The sequence below is a fragment of the Caulobacter sp. genome, from assembly GCF_017744445.1.
Lineage (GTDB): Bacteria > Pseudomonadota > Alphaproteobacteria > Caulobacterales > Caulobacteraceae > Caulobacter.
This window is the reverse complement of record NZ_JAGIBH010000006.1, coordinates 38,146-58,554: the sequence shown is the minus strand read 5'-3', so window position 1 is coordinate 58,554 and position 20,409 is coordinate 38,146. Positions and strand designations below refer to the sequence as shown.

The 20,409-nt window shown below is 67.1% G+C and carries 11 protein-coding genes; 4 read left to right on the top strand and 7 right to left on the bottom strand.

Annotated features, from left to right (window positions below; all coding sequences use genetic code 11):
* Positions 1-167: 167 nt before the first annotated feature.
* Positions 168-3,347, bottom strand: coding sequence for a calcium-binding protein (locus J7528_RS10205; RefSeq protein WP_291873613.1), 3,180 nt, complete (start codon positions 3,345-3,347; stop codon positions 168-170).
* A gap of 265 nt (positions 3,348-3,612) precedes the next feature.
* Between J7528_RS10205 and J7528_RS10200 the strand changes: the two genes are divergently transcribed.
* The 4 genes from J7528_RS10200 to J7528_RS10185 all read left to right on the top strand — a co-directional run bounded on the left by J7528_RS10200 (position 3,613) and on the right by J7528_RS10185 (position 8,223).
* The gene (locus J7528_RS10200; protein WP_291873610.1) at positions 3,613-3,912 is read left to right on the top strand and encodes a helix-turn-helix transcriptional regulator; all 300 of its coding nucleotides are present in this window, start codon (positions 3,613-3,615) and stop codon (positions 3,910-3,912) included.
* 67 nt (positions 3,913-3,979) lie between these two features.
* The gene (locus J7528_RS10195; RefSeq protein WP_291873607.1) at positions 3,980-5,554 is read left to right on the top strand and encodes a hypothetical protein; all 1,575 of its coding nucleotides are present in this window, start codon (positions 3,980-3,982) and stop codon (positions 5,552-5,554) included.
* 86 nt (positions 5,555-5,640) lie between these two features.
* Positions 5,641-6,909, top strand: coding sequence for an FkbM family methyltransferase (locus tag J7528_RS10190; protein ID WP_291873605.1), 1,269 nt, complete (start codon positions 5,641-5,643; stop codon positions 6,907-6,909).
* Between the two features lie 12 nt (positions 6,910-6,921).
* Entirely contained in the window at positions 6,922-8,223 is a 1,302-nt protein-coding gene (locus J7528_RS10185; protein ID WP_291873602.1) for a glycosyltransferase family 4 protein, read from the top strand.
* On the opposite strand, the gene J7528_RS10180 is transcribed toward J7528_RS10185, so the two are convergent.
* The 6 genes from J7528_RS10180 to J7528_RS10155 form a co-directional block, all read right to left on the bottom strand.
* Positions 8,220-9,719, bottom strand: a complete 1,500-nt coding sequence (locus tag J7528_RS10180) for a tryptophan halogenase family protein (RefSeq protein ID WP_291873599.1) — start codon at positions 9,717-9,719, stop codon at positions 8,220-8,222. The genes J7528_RS10185 and J7528_RS10180 overlap by 4 nt on opposite strands.
* A 19-nt stretch (positions 9,720-9,738) precedes the next feature.
* The gene (locus J7528_RS10175) at positions 9,739-10,773 is read right to left on the bottom strand and encodes a cupin-like domain-containing protein (protein ID WP_291873597.1); all 1,035 of its coding nucleotides are present in this window, start codon (positions 10,771-10,773) and stop codon (positions 9,739-9,741) included.
* On the bottom strand, positions 10,770-11,492 hold the full coding sequence (locus J7528_RS10170) for a SapC family protein (protein WP_291873594.1): 723 nt from the start codon (positions 11,490-11,492) through the stop codon (positions 10,770-10,772). Before J7528_RS10170 ends, J7528_RS10175 begins: the two co-directional genes overlap by 4 nt.
* Before the next feature lie 99 nt (positions 11,493-11,591).
* Positions 11,592-14,687, bottom strand: a complete 3,096-nt coding sequence (locus J7528_RS10165; RefSeq protein ID WP_291873591.1) for a TonB-dependent receptor — start codon at positions 14,685-14,687, stop codon at positions 11,592-11,594.
* 402 nt (positions 14,688-15,089) lie between these two features.
* Positions 15,090-17,579 carry a beta-galactosidase GalA gene (gene galA, locus J7528_RS10160; protein ID WP_291873588.1) on the bottom strand — a complete coding sequence of 830 codons (2,490 nt, stop codon included), beginning with the start codon at positions 17,577-17,579 and terminating at the stop codon, positions 15,090-15,092.
* 157 nt (positions 17,580-17,736) lie between these two features.
* Complete coding sequence (locus J7528_RS10155) at positions 17,737-20,382, bottom strand: TonB-dependent receptor (protein WP_291873585.1); 2,646 nt, start codon at positions 20,380-20,382, stop codon at positions 17,737-17,739.
* Between the last annotated feature and the right edge of the window lie 27 nt (positions 20,383-20,409).

The window sequence follows — 20,409 nt, the reverse complement described above, 5'->3', positions numbered from 1 at the left end:
AAGCAGCCCCGCCTACCGCCTCGGCTAGACCACAGCAATGCGCCGCCCGCAAGAGGCCCGGCCGACGGTTGTATCCAAACAAAAACGCCGCCCCGGTTGCCCGAGGCGGCGCAGATGTCCGTTTCCGGACCGCCAACCGGGTGAACCCGGCTGGCGGCGGAAGCAGATTAGGCGATGTGGATGGCGTGAGCGCCGTCGGCGCCGCCAACCGAGGTGATGCCGGTGACGCCGGTCAGCTGGATGATGTCGGTGGTGACATCCGGGCCAGCGCCGTTGTCGATCAGCACGTAGGTGTTGTTACCCAGTTGGATCGCACCGACGTCGGCAGCGCCGTCCGTGTCCAGCAGCTCGAAGATGGCCTTGATTTCGCCGATCGTGTCGACGAGGCCAACGTCGGCGCCCGACAGGGTGATCACGCCGTTCTTGACAACCGCGGTCAGGTCGACAGCGCCGCCAACGGCGCCGATGACCGTCACGCCGGCGTTGTCGGCGATCAGGGTGGTGGTGGCCAGATCCAGGATGTCACCGCCGGTGCCGGTGGTGTAGTCCGTGATCTTTTCCGTACCCGTGATGCCAGCATCGCCCGACGCGAACTTGAAGGTGTCGGCGCCAGCGCCACCCGTCAGGGTGTCGATGCCCGTACCGCCCGTGATCGTGTCGTCGCCAGCGCCGCCGACGATGACGTCCTTGGCCGACGCGCCGGTCAGGGTGTCGTTACCAGCGCCACCGGTGATCGAGGTGGTGCTCGCACCGACGTAGGCCGAGGTGTAGCCCACGCCCGCGCCGTCGTTGGCGTCGCCGGTGTGCGCGCTGGCGTCAAACGTGGTCACCAGGGTGGCCGTCGTGTTCGTCAGGTTGATACCGGTGTTGCCAGCCACGGTGATCTTCGTGGCGTCGGCGTCGCTGATGGTCAGCGTGTGCAGGTTGGCGCCGCCATCCACGTCCGTGTCGGTCGCGGTGACGTTGATGGTTTCAACGCCGGTCGCGACGACGGTGCCAGCGGCAACCGTGGCAGCGCCCGTGACCTTGATGTTGAACACGTCGCTGGCCGACAGGACAGCGTTCGTGACGTTGGCGTTGATGGTGGTGCTGGCCGCATCGATGGTCAGCGTGCCGCCCGAGGTGTAGCCGTTCAGCGTGACGCCGGTGGCGCCGCGGGTCACGACGCTGTTCACGCCGTTGATGCCAGCCAGGTTGATGGTGGTGGCAGCCGGGGTGGTCACGTCGAGGACTTCGAAGCCCGAGAAGCTGTTGTTGAACACAGCCGAACCCGAAGCCGCAGCGGCTTGAGCGCCCGTCATCACGATGGTGTCGGTGCCGTCGCCGGCCACAACCGAACCGCCCGTGCCAGCAGCGCCACCGTAGGTCACCTTGTCGTCACCAGCGCCCAGCGTGATCGCCTTCGTGAAGAGGTTCGACAGGGTGATGGTGTCGGCGCCAGCGCCGCCCGCGAAGGCGGTGCCAGCGGCCAGGGCGGTGCCCAGGGTCACGCCAGCGGTGTTCGTCGAGACGACCGAGGTCAGCGCGGCGAAGGTGTCGGCGGTCAGGGTCAGCTTGGCGTCGCCAGCGATGTTCAGCGTGGTCACGCCAGCGGCGGTCACGTTGCTGAAGGTCGAAGCCTTGGTCGACGACGTGATGTTCAGCGTCGTGATGTCGGTGTCGATCGTCAGGTCGTTGTCGGCGACGTTGGCGGCCTTGCTGACGGCGTTGACGTTCAGGGCCAGGGTGGTGACAGCCGCCGTCGTCAGAGCGCCGGTGGTGACACCCAGGTCACCGACGGTGCCGCTGAGGTTCAGGGTGGTCAGAGCGCCCGAGTTGATCGTGCTGCCGTCGCCGTAGTTGGTCAGCGAGACAGTGGCGATCGTGCCGGCCTTCGTGGCGCTGGTGCGGTTAGCGTCCAGAACCGTGACGGCGCCGCCGATGATGCCCTTGGCCGAGGCGCCAGCGGCGACAGCGGCTTGTTCAACAACCGTGACCGACGTGGTCGTCGCACCGCCGGTGGCGGTGATGGCGGCCTGCGTGGTCGAGGTGTTGTTCGTGGCTTGGGTCGCGGCCGTCGTGATGTTGATGGCCGTACCGCCGGTCACGCCGATGGTGCCCTGCGTCGTAGCGCCGGTGCCATTGACGGTGGCCTTCACGGTGACAGCGCCAGCGGCGCCCGACACGGCGATGGTGCCACCGGCGGTCGTGGCGGTCGTCACGTTGACGGCCGAACCACCGGTGACCGACAGAGCGCTGGCGCCCAGGGTCGCATCGCCAACGGTGACGTTGGTGGTGGTGGCGGCGGTGACGGTCTGAGCGCCCGTACCGATGACGCCCAGGGTGGTCACGCCGGTCCAGGTCGACGTGTCGATCACCGAGCCCGAGGTGCCCGTGGTCAGGTTGACGACTTCGATGTTCGAGACGGTCGCGCCGACCGGCATCGCGAAGGCGCCCGTCTGCGTGATGTTCAGGGTGTCGACGCCAGCGCCGCCATCGACCGAGTCACCGACGGTGAACACGGTGTTACCGCCGACTTCAGCGGCCGTGTAGGTGTCGTTGCCGGTGGTGCCGACGAACGTAGCGCCGGTATCAGCGCCCGTGGTCAGCACGAACGACTTACCAACGGCGCCCGACGACGGGTAGGCCGTGAAGATGTTCACGCCAGCGGCGTTGTCCGACGTCAGGGTGCCGTCCGACAGGTCGTTGATCAGAGCGGTCGTGGCGGTGGCGTAACCACCCAGGCCCGACACCGTGGCGGCGTTCAGGATTTCACCGATCAGGGCGGCCTTGACGGCCAGATCGATGTCGGCCGCGGCCGTCAGGGTCGTGTTGGCCTTCACGAAGTTCGTCAGGTAGGTGACGTTCTCGGCGCGGCTCAGGTAAGCCACGGCGGCGGCGACGTCGACGCCGGCGGCCTTGGCGACTTCGTTGCCGATGATCTTGTCATAGGCCGAAGCGACGGTTTGAGCGTACGAGACCGAACCATAGGCGGTCGCGAAGGCGGCAGCGCCTTCACCGGCGCCGGTGGCCAGGTTGATCGAGAAGTTGATGAAGCGGTTTTCTTGGCCGAACTTCGAGTAGTAGGTGTCGTTCAGGTCGTTCGTGTTGGTGGTCGAGTTGACCAGGTACGACAGACCAGCGGCCGACGGAGCGCGGCCGGTGAAGAACTGGTAGGTTTCGACGGCGACGGCCGTCGTGTTGTTCACCAGCTTCAGGGTGTTCGCCAGAGCGGCGGCGTCCGAGATGCCACCGGTTTGCGACTGCGACGCGTAGGCGTCCAGCGTCAGGGTGGTGGCGGCGTCGGGCGCCTTGCCGAGGTTAGCGTTGGTGTACGCAGTCACCAACTGGGCCGTGGTATAGGCCATGAGGATCGTCTCCCAAAAAAAATCCCACACCCCCTGCGACCGAGTGGCGCGCATGGGAGCAGCGATGGCTATAGAGCAAACGTCATACGTCGACAATACCTGAAATCGCGGGGTACAGCATTTTTCTAACCGGTACAGCAAATTCCTATATAGCGTTCCTTGAACCCCCCTCCGGAACCGGCTATATATAGAGTGACTTCGACTGGCGGATGAGCGAGCGCGCGCCCGCGTTCCCCGCGTCGGAAGAAGCGTGAGGTCATTGATTATGTACGGCAATCCACAACGCCGCAGCGCCTCGGAGGTTCAAGACCTCCGCCGCGAGGGCGGTCGCTGGCTTAAAGAGCAACGCGAGGCCGCCGGCCTGTCGCAACGCCAGCTCGCCGCCAAGGTGGGCGCCGACTACTATACCTTCATCTCTCAGCTAGAGACGGGCCGCGGCCGCATTCCGCCGGACCGTTATCGCGACTGGGCGCAGGCCCTCGAGGTGTCGGAAAAGACTTTCGTCCGCGAACTGCTCCGCTTCTACGATCCGATCACCTACGAAATCCTGTTCAGCGGAGAGTAGTTCGGTTAGTGTGCCGCCGCCGGAGGGAAGCCGGCAGCTCGTCTAGACGTGGGGAAACGTCCACCGTATGGCCGCTCAGGTCCTTTCGTTCTTTCAGCGTTCGCCGCGCTACGCGCCCACTCCGTCGGTAGACTGGACCCAGCAGGAGCTGGCCGAGTTCTATCGCGTCGAGAGCGCCCTGATCCGCGCCGGCATCCGCGTCGGCACCGACCGCGGCCTGAGCGACGAGAACGAGCCGTGGTTCGTCTTCTATCGTTCCGACGACGGCGAGGTGGTGATTCACTTCGCGCGCATCGACGGCGAATATCTGATCGCCGGCCCGGCCTATGAAGAGATCGCCCGTGGGTTCGATTTCTCGGCCCTGGTCCGCAACATGGTGGCCCGCCACCCGCTGATCCGTCGCGCCGACAACAACAGCAACCTGTCGATCCACCCCGCGGCCCTGCTGGTCGCCGTGGTCGGCACCGCCTTCTTCAAGACGGGCGAGGCCCGCGCGGCCGAGACCGGCGCGGCCAACCCGCCGCAGTCGGGTCACGCCCGCCCGGCGCTCCTGTCGTCCAGCTCGAACGCCGGCCTGACGAACGGCGTCGCGCCCGTCGGCTTCCAGCAGCCTACTTATGATTCCGTGCAGGTTCCGGCCAATCAGGCCGTGCTGATCCTGGCCGCGGCTCTGCTGGCCTCGGACTACGGCGTCGACACCGCCAGCCTGGACGCGTCCGCCCGCGCGGCGATCTCCGCGGCGGCGGCCTCGCTCGACTTCGGCGGCGCGCCCGCCCAGCACAGCCAGGACAGCAGCGCGCTGCTCATGCCGACGACGCACGCGACGGTGATCGAGAACACGCCGGTCCAGACGGTCTCGAGCGTGCTGTCGCTGGTGGCGATCCTCTCGACCATGCCGCAACTCGAAGCCTCCGCCTCTGAGGGCATGATCGGCGGCGGCGGCGGTAGCGGCGGTGGAAATGGCGGCGGCGGCCCGCCCAGCCACGGCATCGAACTCTCCCCCCTGCCCGCGCCGACCAGCGATGCGGCGAACTGGGCGCTCGACGTGCGCCTGGGCCTGTCGCTCAGCGGCCTCCCCTCGGTCGAAGCCGTGCAGCTGATCCGCGGCCTGGCCGGCGATACCGGCGCGCAGAAGATTTCGGTAATCGAAGTCGCCAAGCTGCCCGACATCCTGGCCGAGTTGATCTCCAAGGGTGATCACTACGCGGTCACGCCGCCCAGCGCGCCTGCCGCTCCGGCCGAACCCGTCGTCACCACGCCCGTGGCCGAAACGCCGGCGGCCCCGCCGCAGGACAGCTTGACGTCGACGCCGACGCCGACGGAACCGACCGACACGGCGCCGATCCAGACGCCGGTCGCACCGACGCCGATCCCGACGCCGGCGCCGCTTCCGGCGGCGCCGACCTCGCCGTTCGTCTCGTCGGACCTGGTCAAGCAATTCATCGACTACTTCATGGCGCACACCATGGTGGTCGAGGTGATGGTGCAGGGCACGGACATCGTGATGTTCGACGCCCGCATCCTGCATGACGCCAGCGCGGCCACCCACCTGACCAGCATGACGTTCGACTTCGCCGACGGCGGCTCGATCAGCCTGGTCGGCAATCATTCGTCCTTCCTGAACGACGGGAATCTGGTCTAGACGAAACGTCCGGAGTTCGCGCTCCGGATGTTGCCAGATCAGAGGCGCGACGGGTCTTGCGAGAGCCGCGCGCGGGAAGGACTGACTTGAGGCCCGCACGCCTGGACCTGGCGATGAGCGCCGCGATGCGCGCTCCCGCCGCCGAGACTCCGAACGTTTCGCCCGAAGCCGGCCCGGCCGGTCCGCCGCCGCGTCGCCGCTTCGCGTTCGCGCGCCGCCTGCTGGCCCCGGTGCTCTCGCCGGTCGCCAACTATGCCCGCCGCTACCTGCAGGCCACGGTCGAGCACGAGCTGCGCCAGACCCAGCACCATCTGAACGCCCTGTCCGGCGAGCTGCACGCGACCCAGGCGCGTCTGGACCACACCCAGACCCTGCTGCATCTGGTGCTGCAACAACAGCAGGTCTCGGCCGCGGCCATGCAGTCGATGACGGCCCAGCTGGCGCGCATCGAACCGGCCACCCAACGCATCGAGACGCGCGGCGACCAAGCCTATGGCGAGCTGGCCGCCCTACCCGCCCTGTTCGGCCCGCGCTTCGACGAGCTGGAGATAAAGCAACGGCCGCTGATCCACTACGACGCCGAGTCGACCGCGATCCGCATGCGCGACGGCTATGTCATGGCCCCCACGGCCCTGCCGACCTTCGTCACCATGCTGGCCAACGCCACCAGCAAGGGCCTGGAGCCCGGCACCAGCGACGTCCTGCGCCGCCTGGTCCAGCCCGGCATGGTGGTCGCCGACGTCGGCGCCAATATCGGCATGCTGACCCTCGTCATGGCCTGGGCGACCGGCCCCGGCGGTCGGGTGATCTCGTTCGAGCCCGAGGCCGTTCCGCGCTCGAACCTCGAAAAGATGAAGCATCTCAATGGCCTGTCTTGGGTTGAGGTGCGCGACCAGGCCGTCGGCGAGAAGGCTGGCCAGCTGACCTTCCACGTCAGCGACATCATCGGCCACAGCTCGCTGTACGCCTTGCCCGAAAACGAGGGCTCCCGCGAAATCCAGGTCGAGGTGGTCCGCCTCGACGATGTCGCCCCTGCCAAGCGCATGGATGTCGTCAAGATCGACGTCGAGGGCGCCGAGCTGGACGTACTGGCCGGCATGAAGGGCGTGATCGCCAAGAATCCCGACCTGGCCATCGTCGCCGAGTTCGGCCCCGAGCACCTCAAGCGCGTCGGCCAGACCCCGGTCCAGTGGTTCAAGGCCTTCGCCGACGCCGGCTTCAAGGCCTACATCATCGACGAGGCGACCAGCGCGGCCGAACCGACCAGCGCCAAGGCCGCCGCCAAGGTGGTTTCGGCCAACATCGCCTTCGTGCGCGCCGGCGGCGACGCCGAAAAGCGCCTGCTGAAGCGCTAAGGACTGCTCCGCATGAAGATCTGCTGGGTGACGCCCTTCGTCCTGCGCTCGTCGATCGGCCGGGTCAGCGCCGAGGTCGCCCAGGCCCTGGCCGCGCGCGGCCACCAGGTCGAGATCCTGCGCTGCGAGGATGAGGTCGGCGAGGAGCCGCTGCACCCGACCGCCCTGCCCGTCCATCACTGGCGCCGCTACGACCTGTCGCGCCTGCGAACCGAGTTCGACGTCGTCATCGTCAATATCGGCGACAACTTCCCCTTCCACGCCGGCGTGTTCCACGTGCTGGACGCCGCGCCGTGCCTGGGGATCTTCCACGACTTCTATATCTACAACCTGTTCTCGGGCTGGCTGTACCACAACGGCCTGGACTATCGTCGGCACGACGCCGAGATCGTCGCGACCTATGGCGAGGCGGCCCTGCCCCACGCCGTAGCTGTGCGTTCGGGCCAGATGCTGGACATGGGCGAGATCGCCAAGCATCTGCCGATGACCGAATGGCTGGCTCGCCGCTGCCAGGCCGCCCTGGCCCATGCGCGCTTCTATGCGCCCAAGCTGGAGGCCGTCGTCACCGGCCCGGTGGACGTCACGCCACTGTGCTGCCCCGATCGCGCCACGCCGCCCGGTCCGCCCAAGCCCAAGCGCCAGCTGACCCTCACCACCGTCGGGGTGATGAACCCCAACAAGCGCGTGGCCGACGTGATCCACGCCATCGGCGGTTCCGACGCGCTGAAGGCCTGCGTCTATCGCCTGGTCGGCCCGATCTCGGACGAGGAGCGCGTCAAGCTGGAAGGCGTCGCGGCCGAGGTGGGCTTTGCGAACCTGGTCATCGACGGCGCTGTCGATGACGAGACCCTGGACCGCCGCCTGGACGAGGCCGACATCATGGTCGCCCTGCGCAAGCCGGTGCTGGAAGGCGCTTCGGGCTCGGCCTGCGAAGGCATGCTCAGCGGCCGCCCGACCGTGGTGGCCCGCGCCGGCTTCTACGGCGAGCTGCCCGACGACCTGGTGTTCAAGATCGACGGCGAGATCGTGGTCGACGAGCTGCGCGAAGTGCTCGAGCGCTTGGTCGCCGACGAGGCCCTGCGCCGCGAGACGGGCAAGGCCGCTCGCGCCTGGGCGCTGGAGAACCTCAACGCCGCCCGCTATGCGCAGGCGATTGAGACTCTGGCGAACGCGCAGGTCACCAGCCGCCCCCTGCTGGATGTCGGCGCCCGCCTGGGCTGGCAGCTGAACGCCATGGGCCTGGCCGACACCGATCCGGCCACGACCCGGATCGGCGCCACGCTGCAGAAGCTGTTCGCGCCGATCGAGCCTTAAGCGCTCTTGCTGACCGGCTCGGCGCAGTAGCTGTCCAGGAAGGCCTGGTGCTGCGGCAGGCGCGTCACCGCCCCGGCGATGTTGCGCTTCAGATCCTCGAGCGCCGCCTTCAGCTGCTGCGGCGGCATCAGCCGGCCCATGTGGTGATAGGTCTGGGGCTGGATACGCTGGCCCAGCAGCACCTGCAGCCACGAGTCGGTCTGGAACAGCTCGCCGGCCGCCTGGTAGACCTGGGCGCTCTCGCGGAAGAGTTCGATCCGGTGGGCCAGGCTGTCGGGAATGTCCATCGTCCGCACACGGTCCCAGAACGGGCTGTCGGTCCGCTCGGTCGCCTTGTAGTGCAGGATGATGAAGTCGCGGATCTTCTCAAGCTCGTCGTCGGCCTGATGGTTGTAGAAGTCGACCGCCGCCTGGCTGACGCCGCCGAACGGGAACAGCTTCATCAGGCGCGTCATGCCGATCATGATCAGGTGGATCGACGTCGACTCCAGCGGCTCGACAAAACCGCTGGCCAAGCCTAGCGCCACGACGTTCTTGTCCCAGGTCTTGCGGCGGCGGCCCGTGCGGTAGCGGATCAGGCGCGGCTCGATTAGGGTCTCGCCCTCGATCTCGGCCGTTAGCATGTCGCGCGCCTCGTCGTCGGACATGTATTCGTTGCAGTAGACGAGGCCGTTGCCCACGCGGTGCTGCAGCGGGATCTTCCAGCGCCAACCGGCCTTGTGGGCGATGGCGCGGGTGTAGGGCACGGCCGGCTCGGTCGAGCGGGTCTGAACGGCCAAGGCGCTGTTGGTCGGCAGCCAATGGCCCCAATCCTCGAATCCCGCCTTCAGGGTCTGCTCGATCAGCAGCCCCCGGAAACCGGTGCAGTCGATGAAGAAGTCGCCTTCGACGACCGCACCACTCTCCATGACCAGGGCCTCGACGAAGCCGCTCTCGGCGTTCTGGCGCACCGAGGCGATCTTGCCCTCGACGCGGCGCACGCCGTCGCCCTCGGCCATGCCGCGCAGGAAGCGGCCGTAGAGGCCGGCGTCCAGGTGGTAGGCATAGTTCAGCGGGCTCTGCTCGCCGGTGAAGAACCTGTGCTGCTCGGCCGCCTTCAGCTCGAAACAGTAGTCGCCCAGATCCCCGCCGAAACCCTGCTCCTGGGCCTGCAGCCAGAAGTGATGGAAACCGCCCATCCAGGTGGATTTGCCGACCTGGCCGAACGAGTGGATGTAGCGGTCGCCGATCTCGCCCCAATGCTCGAACGAGATGCCCAGCTTGAAGGTCGCCTGGGTGGCGCGCATGAACTCTGGCTCGTCGATGCCGAGCAGGGCGTTGAAGGTGCGGGCCGTCGGGATGGTCGATTCACCGACCCCGACCGTGCCGATGTCCTCGGACTCGACCAGGGTGATGTCCAGCAGCGGGCCCAACTGGCGGGCTAGGGCCGCGGCGGCCATCCAGCCAGCGGTGCCGCCGCCCGCGATCACCACCTTGCGGATCGTCTGCTGGGTCATGGCGTCCCCTCCCCTTCGTTTATCGGTTCAGCCGGTCGAGCAGGTACGCCCGCAGCCGCCTGGCCTTGGTCTGGTCCATCGGTCCCAGTGGACCGCGCGCGGCTTCGGGCATCGGCGCCCCCGCGCGGTCGGCGGGACCGAACACGTAGTAGTCGAACAGGGCCTTCCAGCCCTGCTTCTCGAAATCGGGCCGGTCGCGCAGGCTCAGCAGGCCGTGCAGCAGCGTCGTCATCGGCGTGTCCAGATGGGCCGGCGCGCTGTTCCACCAGTTGTTCACCAGCACGTTGAACGGCTCCAGCGCCTCGACCTGGTGCCACCACAGGGCCGGGTAGACCAGCACGTCGCCGGGCTCCATCTCCGCCACCTGGGCGCTGTCGATCGCCGCGCGGAAACCGGGATGGGCGTCGAAGTTGGGATTTTGGAAGTCGACCAGGCTGACCACCTGGCCGCCGGGCGTCGGCTCCAGCGGGCCGGGATAGAGGTTGGCCACCTGGTCCGGCGGAAACAGAGTGAAGCGCCGCCGGCCCACGGCGCAGATGGCGATGTTGTTGGACATGTCGTAGTGGGCCGCCGCTGTCGTGCGGTTGCCGATCCAGATGCCGGCCATCGGCGGCTCGGGGCCGAACACCTCCGAGCCCAGGCCCAGATCGTTGGCGGCCTTCAGGTCGGGGAAATAGGCGTCCAGGTCGGCCGAGCCGACATAGACCGCCGGCGCGTCGTTGCGGCCCTCGACCTCCTCCAGGCGCTGGAGGAACACCTCCAGCGGCGCGCGCTCGGCCTTGAAGTTCATGGCCGTGTGGGTGTCGTCGTAGAAGAAGCGCCCGCCAATCGACGCGTCGCCGGTGTAGCCCACCACCCGGCCGCCCCGGTCGTAGGCGCGGATGTAGTCGCGGGCCGCCTGGGCGGACTGGAGGCCCGCCTGGACCAGCGGCCAGTCGCGCGCCAGGCCCTTGAACAGCATGGGGGTCTGGCCGGTCAGCACCGCCTCGAACGGGATCTGACCCGGCGTCGCCACCGTGGTCTCCAGCGTCCGACGGGCGGTGATCGCGGTCATGCGAGATGAGCCTGTTTACGAGTCTTGCGGGCGACCAGCTCCTCGATGTTGCCCATCGACGAGATGATCCAATGCGCCGCGCGCAGCAGCCCCGACTGGTGCAGCCGTTCCAGGTCTTCGCCGGTGATGGCCGCCAGGCGATCCGGGGCCAGGGTGAAGACGTCGGGCAGGTCGTAGCTGGTCTGGTCGCCCAGCTTGATCTCGATGTCGATCGGTTCGATCAGCCCCAGCTCCTCGAAGAAGGCGAACATCGGGCCGCTGATCTCCAGGCCGTCGTGGATCTGGCCCAGCGCCTGGTTGATCCCTTGCAGGTACGGCGAGTTGCCGCCAGCCGGCAGGAACAGGCGCTCGCCTTCGTCGCGGCTGACGCGCGGGTGATCCAGGTCGACATGGATCATCGGCCGGGGCTCTGCGCCCCGCTCGTCGCGTTGCAGCGCGATCGAGAACGGGCCGCGCCGCTGCACGGCCGGGACGTAGCGGGCGTTCCAGCCGGTCTCGTCCAGGAACAGGTTCTCGTCACGGTCCAGACCCAGCAGCGCCACGGCCTGCCAGGCCCCGGCGGCGTCCTTGCGGATCAGGATGGGATATTCGCGCTGCACCGCCTCGAACTCGGTGGGCAGCACCAGCACCTGGTTCAGCGCATCGCCATAGGCGACGCCGTGGCCGGCGATCACGCGCAGGTCGGCGTGGTCGACGTTGTTCAGAAGCACTCGGTTCATATCGGCCTACTCACGCCCTGAAGGCGTGCACTTCAAAGGAAGAAAGGGACCGCCGCAAGCGCGACGGTCCCTGCCCTCACTGCTAGGAGACTTCCGGTCCTAGAAGCGGTAGCGGGCGCCGAGGAGGAAGCGGCGATCCAGTTCTTGAGCGAACCAGACCTGCTTCTCGTCACGCGCGTAGGTGCGCAGGTGCTCCTTGGTCAGGTTGATGCCTTCGAAGGAGACCGACAGCTTCTCGGTCACGTCGTAGCTGACGTTGATGTCCAGCTGGCCGAACGGCGCCACGTTGACGGGGTTGCGCGAGCCGCCGCGATTGGTGGCTTGCAGGAACTTGTCCCGCCAGTTGTAGGCCACACGGGCCGAGAAGCCGTACTTCTCGTAGATCAGCGTGGCGTTGGCCGTGTCCGACAGACCCAGCAGGGCGAACTGGTCCTGGCCGGGGTCGGCGGCGTTGTTGAAGCCGACGTCACCGCGCACCAGCGTGTAGGCCCCCGCGACGCCGAAGCCGGTGTCGCCGAAGAAGTGCTGACCCGCGATTTCGAAGCCGTGGATGTTGCCCGTCTTGTTGATCGGCTGCGAGACCTGGAAGTTGAACAGCGGATCGGTGGCGCTGGCCGTGATGTCCGTGGCCGCCAGAATCTGGTCCACGAAGGCCTGGTTCAGATCGCCGCTGGGAAGGCGGTTGGCCTGGAACTGGGCCGTGGCCGCCGCCACCGAACCGGTCGTCTGGATCAGGGCCGCCATCGTGAACAGGTTCACGTCGCCGACGCCCGCGCCGATGGCCGCCAGGGCGGTCTTGGCGTTGCCCGACAGGGTGCCCGGCGCGCCGGAGCTGGGGTCACGCAGGCCGAACATGCTCGACATCTTCGTGCCGGTGCCGACGAAGTTGCTCACGCGCTTGTCGAAGAAACCGACCGAGATGTAGCTGCTGGGCTTGTAGTACCACTCCAGCGAGACATCGACGTTGTCGGAGACCAGCGGGTCGAGGTCGGTGTTGCCGATGGCGCCCAGCGGGATGGCCCCGTTGGCGACCGGGCGGTTCGGCGTGCCGACGCTCTGGGCGGCGAACAGGTTGTTGTAGTCCGGACGCGCGATCGTGCGGCTGAACGAGAAGCGGCCCGTCAGGTCGTCCCGCAGCTCGATCTTGAAGTCCATCGAGGGCAGCAGGTTGTTGTACTTACCCTTGCCCGTCAGCGGCTGGTAGACGCCCGAGGTCTTCAGGGTGAAGTCGTTGTCCGCCGTCCAGACGATGGCGCTGGGCACGAGGACCAGCGAGACCGCATCGGTCTTGGTGGTTTCGTAGCGCAGGCCGGCGACCAGTTCGGTCGGACGATCCAGCAGCTCCGACTTCCAGACCAGCTGGCCATAGACCGAGGCGATCTTTTCCTGGATGCGGTTGTTTTCCTGACCCGTGACGCCGACCGCATTGCCCTTGGCCGCATAGACCGGCGACAGGGCGTTGTAGAGGTCGATGGCGTTGGCGCGGAACGACACCAGGCCGGCGCCCGACTGGTTCAGGTTGAAGTCGTTGAACTGACAGGCCAGGCAGAACGCCTTCACGAGGTTTCCGGCGGAGGCCGAGACGTCGCGCGGGCTGGACATGCCCCAGCTGCCCAGGTCTTGCTGGGTCGACTTGCTGGTCTGCAGCATGTTGGAGTCGCGGTAGTTACCCCCGAACTCGACACGGCTGCCGTTGTCGTCCAGGTCCCAGCGGAAGTCGGCCCGGATTTCCTTGACCTTCTGCTGCTGGCGTTGCGCCCAGGTGCGGGCGACCTGGCTGGCCAAGTCACCGACATCCAGCTGGCCGTTGCCGTTGCCGCGCAGAGCATCGTTGAACGTGATGCTCTGGATCGGGATCCCGCTCTCATAATTGCCGGTCTGGGTCGTCAGGACCGGCGCGGCGATCGAAACCGCCGTCGAGCTGGCGCCGTTCGGCGTGTTCGGCTTGGAGTCGGCCTTCGAGATGTGGCCGTCCACGGTGACGTGGAAGCGGTCCGAGACGTCCCACGTGCCGTTCAGGCCGAACGACTTCAGCGAGTCCTCGTTGCCGCGATATTGCTGCTCGAAGCCCGTATCCTTGGTGCCGCTCAGGTTTTCCGACAACAGCACGGCGGTGGCGACCGTCGGGTTCTTGTCGAAGGTCACCCGGTCGAACGGGCGGTTGAACCAGTTGGTGCTGTCGTTGCGACGCTCGAACGTCTTGTCGTTGGCGTAGAGGGCGTCGGCCGTGATCGTCATGGTCTCGACCGGACGGAACTGGACCGTCAGCTGACCATTGACGCGCTCGCGTTCGCCTTGCGCGAAGTGGTAGCGGCTGTCGTTGGGGATCGCGACCCAGGTGCTCCCGCTCGACGGCGCATTGGTGATCTGGGTCGCGCCGCCCGGACGAACGAAACCGTTATCCGGATTGATGAAGTCGGCGTACGACTTGATGTTCCAGTCATTCACCGTGGCCGAGCGCGAGGTGTAGTCGCGCTTCTGGTAGCTGCCGAACAGGGTGACGCCGAACTTCTCGCTGTCGTCGACCCAGTTGACCAGGCCCGAGACTTCCGGCGTGTACTTGTGGCCGAAGTCGTCGACCTTCTTGTCCATGCTGGTGTCGTAGACGCCCTTGACGCCGATGCTGCCGTTCAAGCCCGGCTTGCCGTCCAGGGGGCGGCGGGTCTTGACGTTGATCGTGGCGCCGATGCCGCCGGTCGGGATGGCCGCGCGACCGGTCTTATAGACCTCCAGCGTGGACACGCCTTCCGAGGCGAGGTTCGAGAAGTCGAACGAGCGGCTGGTGCCGGCCGCGGTGTCCGAGCTCTGGTCCCCGCCGACCGTGGCGACCCGCGCGGTCGGCATGGTGCGACCGTTCAGGGTCACCAGGTTGAAGCTGGGACCAAAGCCACGGACCGTGACCTGGGAGCCTTCGCCGTTGGTGCGATCGATCGACACGCCGGTGATGCGCTGCAGGGATTCCGCCAGGTTGGTGTCTGGGAACTTGCCCATATCTTCGGCGGAGATGGCGTCGACGACGCCGCTGTTGTTGCGCTTGATCTCGATCGACCGTTCGAGCGAAGCGCGGATGCCGGTGACGACGATCTCGTCGACGGCGGTGCTGTCTTGAGTCTGCGCGATCGCCGAACCGGCGAACATGGCCGCCGTGATGGCGACGCAAGAGGCAGACGCGTGCAAGCGACGAAGCCGCTTCATAGCCGTTCCCCCTAAAAAAAGCCCTCTCTGGGGCGATGTTTATTGTTGCGAACCGGGAGCATTTTCCCGGCCCTCTTCCCGTTCCCGTCCTGAGTGAACAACCCATGCACGAGAGACCAGTTAGCGGTAACATCGGTCTCAGACCGCCGCAATGGCCAATTGACAGCGCTAGCAATTATTTTTCAAGGCCGTTCTGGTCGCAATCCTACTACAAATGACCGGTATTTTTGGCCGCCCGCTGCACTGCCGCGAGGGCGTCCTATTCCGCCGATCTCGCCAAGGTTGCGTTACATTTCGCGAAGGAAACCGGTGTCCACGCATGCGAATGCGCGACGGCGGCCAGCATCGCGCTAGCCGCCGCCTCCCATGCGTGCATGGATTTTCGAGTTTGGTTGCGGCGCGTCAGCCGAGGTCGATATCGACGCTCGCGCTCTTCAGGCCGTCGGCGGACGCGACCACCCTCACCCGCCCCGGCTGATTCCGCCGGGTCCGGACGATCGCCTGGGCCAAGCCGTTGAAGGCTTTGCGCTGGCTGGCGACGTCGGGCTCGTGGCTGGTCGGGTTGCCGTTGCCGACGCCGATCACGTCCGCTGCGCCCGACAGCTCGAAGCGGACCAGCGTGTCGGCACGCGGCACGATGCGGCCCTTGGCGTCCAACACCTCGACCTTGAGGATCGCCACGTCCTGGCCGTCGGCCTTCAGCTTCGAACGGTCCGCCGTTAGGCGCAGAGCGGCCGGCGCGCCGGCCGTCTCGCGACGCGCCCGCAGGATCACCTTGCCGTTCTTGTAGCCGTGGGCCTCGAGCACGCCCGCGGCGTAGGGCACGGACCACTCGACGTGGTGGTTGGCCTTCACGTCGCGCACGCCCTGGCTCTTGCCGTTCAGGAACAGCTCGACCTTGTCGCAGTTGCTGTGCGCCCAGACCGCCAACGGCTGGCCCTCGCGGCCTTCCCAGTTCCAGTGCGGCAGCAGGTGCAGCAGCGGCTCGGACCGCCACCAGGCGCGGTAGTAGAAATAGTTGTCCTTCGGAAAGCCGCAGGTGTCGAAGGCGCCGAAGTGCGAGCTGATGCTGGGCCAGCGATTGAACGGCGTCGGCTCGCCGCGATAGTCGAAGCCGGTCCAGATGAAGCCGCCCGCCATCCACGGCCGCTCGGCCGCGTGACTCCACCACTTCTCGGCCGTCGTCGCCCACCAGGGGTGGTCGGTGTCATAGGCCGGGACGTAGCTCTTGGCCTCGTCGCGGACGTATTCGCCGCGCGTCGTCACCACGCTGGCGCTCTCGCTGCCGATGATGGGCATGGCCGGGAAGCGCTCGTGGAAGGCGTCCATCTTCTCGTGGCGATAGTTGAAGCCCTGCACGTCGATGACCGTGCTGATGCCCTCGCCGAAACCGTTGTCCATCGCCGCCGTAACCAGGCGCGAGGGGTCCAGGCGATTGACCAGGCGCTTCATGGTCCTAGCGACCTTGATCCCGCGCGCGGTGGCCTGCTGCGGCTCCTCGTTGCCGATCGACCACAGGATCACCGAGGGATGGTTGCGGTCGCGGCGGACCAGGCGCTCCAGCTCGTCCATCGAGGTCGGGTCGCTGGACATCCGGCGGGTCTCGTCGATCACCAGGATGCCCAGGCGATCGCAGGCGTCCAGCAGCTCGACGGTCGGCGGATTGTGCGAGGCGCGATAGGCGTTGCAGCCCATCGACTTCAGCTGCTCCAGCCGCCAGACCTGCAAGGCGTCCGGGATGGCCGCGCCGACGCCGGCGTGGTCCTGGTGGTTGCAAGCGCCCTTCAGCTTCACCGGCCTGTCGTTGAGGAAGAAACCCTGCTGGCCGTCGAAGCGGACCGAGCGAACACCGAAGCGGGTGACGAAACGGTCGACAACCGCGCCGCCCACCTTCACCTCGGTGACCAGCGTGTAGAGGTGCGGGCTCTCCAGCGACCACAGCACGGGATTGGCCAGGGTCACGGTCTGGGACAGGCTCTGGCGCTCCCAGGCCGGGATGCGGTCGGCGGCGGGAGCCACGGCCAGCACCGGCTTGCCGGCGGCGTCCAGCACGGCGTGCGAGACCTCGAAAGCGGCGGCTGCATCGCCCTCGTTCACCAGCTCGGTATCGATCTGCAGCGTGCCGTCGACCTTGGCGCGAACGAAGACGCCCCACTGCGGCACGTGCACCGGCGCGGTCTTGACCAGCCAGACGTGGCGATAGAGCCCCGCCCCCTCGTAGAACCAGCCCTCACCCAGGCTGGCGTCGACGCGGACGGTCAGCTGGTTGTCGCCGCCGACATTGGCGATGTCGGTGATGTCGACGCGGAACGGCGAATAGCCGCTGTCCTCACGCTCCAGGACGTAGCCGTTGACGATGACCAGGGCGTCGCGGAAGGCGCCGTCGAATTCGATCGACAGCCGCTTGCCGGCATCGCTGGCCGGCAGGGCGAAGGTCTTGCGGTACCAGCCGACGCTGGTCTCCGGGAACTCGCGGCCCAGCGCCTTGTAGCCATGGGCGGCGCGCAGGTCCTCGTCGTCCGGCTTGCCCGAGGGCTTGTAGTCGGGGTTGTTGGCGAACGGCAGCTCGACGGCCCAGTCGTGCGGCAGGGTCACCGGTTTCCAGGCGCCGTCGTCGAAGTCCTTCTGCGCGGCGGCGGCCACCCACCAGCTGGGCGCGCTGGCCCCGGCCTTGGCGAAGGTGCGCTGGTTGGCGCCGAAGCCGAAGTCCTTGGCTGGGTCGGACGCATGGCCCAGGGCGAAGCGCCAGTCGAAGTCCAGGGAGGTCCGCTCGCGCGGGCCCAGGTCCACGGCGGCGACGGGCGCGACCTGGGCGTTGGCCGCGGCGGCCTTGGCCAGCAGCGCGGCGCCCGCCGTAGCGGCCAGGGCCTGGCGTCGGTTGATCTGGACCATCGGAAACTCCCTCAACTCAACACCGTCTTCCCGGCGAAAGCCGGGACCCAGATCCCATGGCGCCAGGGCTGATTGGAAAAGCGTTGAGCTGGTGGCGTCACCCACAGCGCTCTTCCATCTGGGCCCCGGCTTTCGCCGGGGGATGCGGATCTTAAAGCTAGAACTTCAGCGTCACGTCGACGAGGAAACGACGGCCATAGCTGTCGTAGCGGCCGATCCGGTTGGGATCGTTGTCGCGGTACATCCGCAGTTCCTGGTTGGTCAGGTTGTTGACCTGGAAGCGGACGCCGATGCGCTCGTTGACCTGATAGGACGAGCTGAAGTCCAGGGTCTTCTCGGTCTGCAGGGTCTGCAGGTCCGAACCGTTCCAGCCGTAGATCACGGTCATCGGCGAGTGGTACTTCCAGCCCAGGCGGGCCTCGAAGCCGGCGTTGGAGTACCACAGGTCCACCGTCGCGGTGTTCTTGGCCAGACCGGTCATCCGCAGCGGATTATTGACCGGCGAGAACTCCTTCAGGTTCGAGTCCACATAGGCGTAGTTCGAATAGATCCCGAACTTGCTGAGCGGACCCGGCAGGAAGAAGAACGGCGTCTGGAAGGTCAGTTCCGCGCCCTGGATGTGGCCGCTGCCGCCATTGGCGGGGCTGGCGACCGTGTAGGTCTGGCCGTTGAACGTGGCCGGGGTCTGCTTCCAGCCGATATAGCTGTCGACGGCCTTGTAGTAGTACGAGATCGCGACCAGGGCTTCCGGACGGAAGTAGTACTCGGCCGAGGCGTCGAACTGGATGGCTTCGAACGGCTTCAGCTTGGGATTGCCGGCGCTGCCGGTCCACGGCGACCAGTTGGCCAGGGTGCGGCTGGCGCGCAGTTCATCCAGCGGCGGACGGGCGATGACCTTGGCCACGCCCAGGCGGATCAGCTTGCCGTCGCCGAAGTCCAGCTTGGCGTTCGCCGAGGGCAAGAGGTCGGTGTAGCTGTTGTCGATCGTCACCGCCTTGAAGGCGCTGGCGGCGTCCTGCTGCATGCCGTCGCTGCTGGTCTCGGTGTGGACCAGGCGGGCGCCGACATTGCCGGTGACCCACGAACCGCCCACGCCGTCGCCGGCGAAGTTCAGCTTGCCGAAGCCTTCATAGACCTTCTCGTTGACCGCCCAGCGCGAGCCCAGGTCTTCACTGGCGTTCTTCAGGTCGAAGGCGCCCGCCGCGTAGGCCACGGCCGCGATCTTGTCGATGTCGCCGGTCAGCAGGGCCGGCACATTGGCGCCGTCGCTCAGCTTGTAGGCGCTGAGCAGGCTGGCCGGCACCGTCGCGCCGGTGGCCGCCGGGCTGAAGGTGAAGCGGGTGTGGTCCTTGGTGCGGTCCGAGGCGCGCACGCCGAACTGCACGCTCTTGAAGACGCTGTCGCCGCCGAAGTCGCGGGCGAAGTCCAGGGCGGCCGCCTTCAACTCGTCGTTCAGACGCTCAGGGCCATCGTGCGAGCCAGCCAGGTCGGCGGTTTGGCTGAGCTTGATGCTCTCGTCGCTGGTGGTGATGGTCGGCGTCACGCCCGCGCGCCAGTCGAAGGTGGTCCAGGCGGGCCAAGCCTCGAAGCGCACGGCCTTCCAGGTGTTCTTGCGCTTGGCCTTCGAGTACGAGGCGTCGGCGGTGACGGTCCACTGGTCGCCGGTCCACTTGCCGTTCAGGCCGCCGGCGAACAGGTCCTTGTCCTCGCTGTACTTGGCCAGCACGGTCTGCACCGAGCTGAACGGCAGGCGGCCGGCCACGACGGCGTTGTTGATCAGGGTGAAGGACGCACCGGCGGCGTGATAGTCGGCGTCGTTCCAGCCGGTGTTGGTGCCGTCGCCGCGGTTCCAGTTGCCCCAGTTGTTGGCGCCCCAGACGGTCTGGTCCTGGACCTCGGTGATCTTGATCTTCGAGTAGAGGGCGTCGGCCTTCAACTCGAACCTGTCGGTCGGCTTGAACTGCAGGCCGCCCGAGATCCCGGTGCGCTTCTGGTCGATGCGGCTGGCCGACATCTGCGCGCCCCAGGGCGTGTAGTCGACCTTGCCGTCGCGGTTCAGGTCGCTGGAATAGTCGCTGGCCCCGGCCGGCGGGCGGGCGTTGCTGTCGTTGTAGCCCCAGCCCGTGAACGAGCCATAGCCGTTCTTCTGGCGCTGAGCGGTGACGCCCAGGACCACGGCCAGGTCGTCATTCAGCTTGTGAACGAACGAGCCCGAACCGCGATAGCCGGTCGTGCCGTAGTTCGGAATGTCCTTGCCGCCGTCATAGAACACCGGACCGGCGCGCAGCACGAAGGCCGGGCCGCGATAATCCAGGGGCGCGATGGTGTCGATGTTGATCGTGGCCGCGACGCCGCCGGCGATCAGGTCGGCCGACTGCGACTTGTAGACCTGCACGCCGGAGACGACTTCCGAGGGATAGATCTCCCAGCGCACGTTGCGGTCGGGCTCGGACGAGGCGACTTCGCGGTTGTTGATCGTGCCCAGCACCAGGCGCGCGCCCAGGCCGCGCACGACGGCCTGGCTGTCATTGCCCCGGTCGCGGGTGGCGTTGACGCCCGGCAGGCGGGCGATGGACTCGGCGATGGTGACGTCGGGCAGGATGCCGATATCCTTGGCCGAGATGGCTTCGACGACCTTGTCGGAGCCCTGCTTCACGGCCAGGGCGTCGCGCAGGCTCTTGCGCACGCCGGTGACGACGACTTCTTCGACCTGCGAGGTTTCGGTGGTCTGGGCGTAGGCTCCGGCGGCCGACGTCAGAGCAAGGCCGCTGACAGCGGCGAGCAGAATGGCATGGCGAGTCATGTGTTTCCCCCTGATGAAACAGCGCCG

Bases quoted from the DNA above. Each gene is read 5' to 3' on its own strand.
- J7528_RS10175 (WP_291873597.1), bottom strand. From the start codon at position 10,773: ATGACCGCGATCACCGCCCGTCGGACGCTGGAGACCACGGTGGCGACG.
- galA (WP_291873588.1), bottom strand. From the start codon at position 17,579: ATGGTCCAGATCAACCGACGCCAGGCCCTGGCCGCTACGGCGGGCGCC.
- J7528_RS10200 (WP_291873610.1), top strand. From the start codon at position 3,613: ATGTACGGCAATCCACAACGCCGCAGCGCCTCGGAGGTTCAAGACCTC.
- J7528_RS10195 (WP_291873607.1), top strand. From the start codon at position 3,980: ATGGCCGCTCAGGTCCTTTCGTTCTTTCAGCGTTCGCCGCGCTACGCG.
- J7528_RS10205 (WP_291873613.1), bottom strand. From the start codon at position 3,347: ATGGCCTATACCACGGCCCAGTTGGTGACTGCGTACACCAACGCTAAC.
- J7528_RS10165 (WP_291873591.1), bottom strand. From the start codon at position 14,687: ATGAAGCGGCTTCGTCGCTTGCACGCGTCTGCCTCTTGCGTCGCCATC.
- J7528_RS10170 (WP_291873594.1), bottom strand. From the start codon at position 11,492: ATGAACCGAGTGCTTCTGAACAACGTCGACCACGCCGACCTGCGCGTG.
- J7528_RS10185 (WP_291873602.1), top strand. From the start codon at position 6,922: ATGAAGATCTGCTGGGTGACGCCCTTCGTCCTGCGCTCGTCGATCGGC.
- J7528_RS10155 (WP_291873585.1), bottom strand. From the start codon at position 20,382: ATGACTCGCCATGCCATTCTGCTCGCCGCTGTCAGCGGCCTTGCTCTG.
- J7528_RS10180 (WP_291873599.1), bottom strand. From the start codon at position 9,719: ATGACCCAGCAGACGATCCGCAAGGTGGTGATCGCGGGCGGCGGCACC.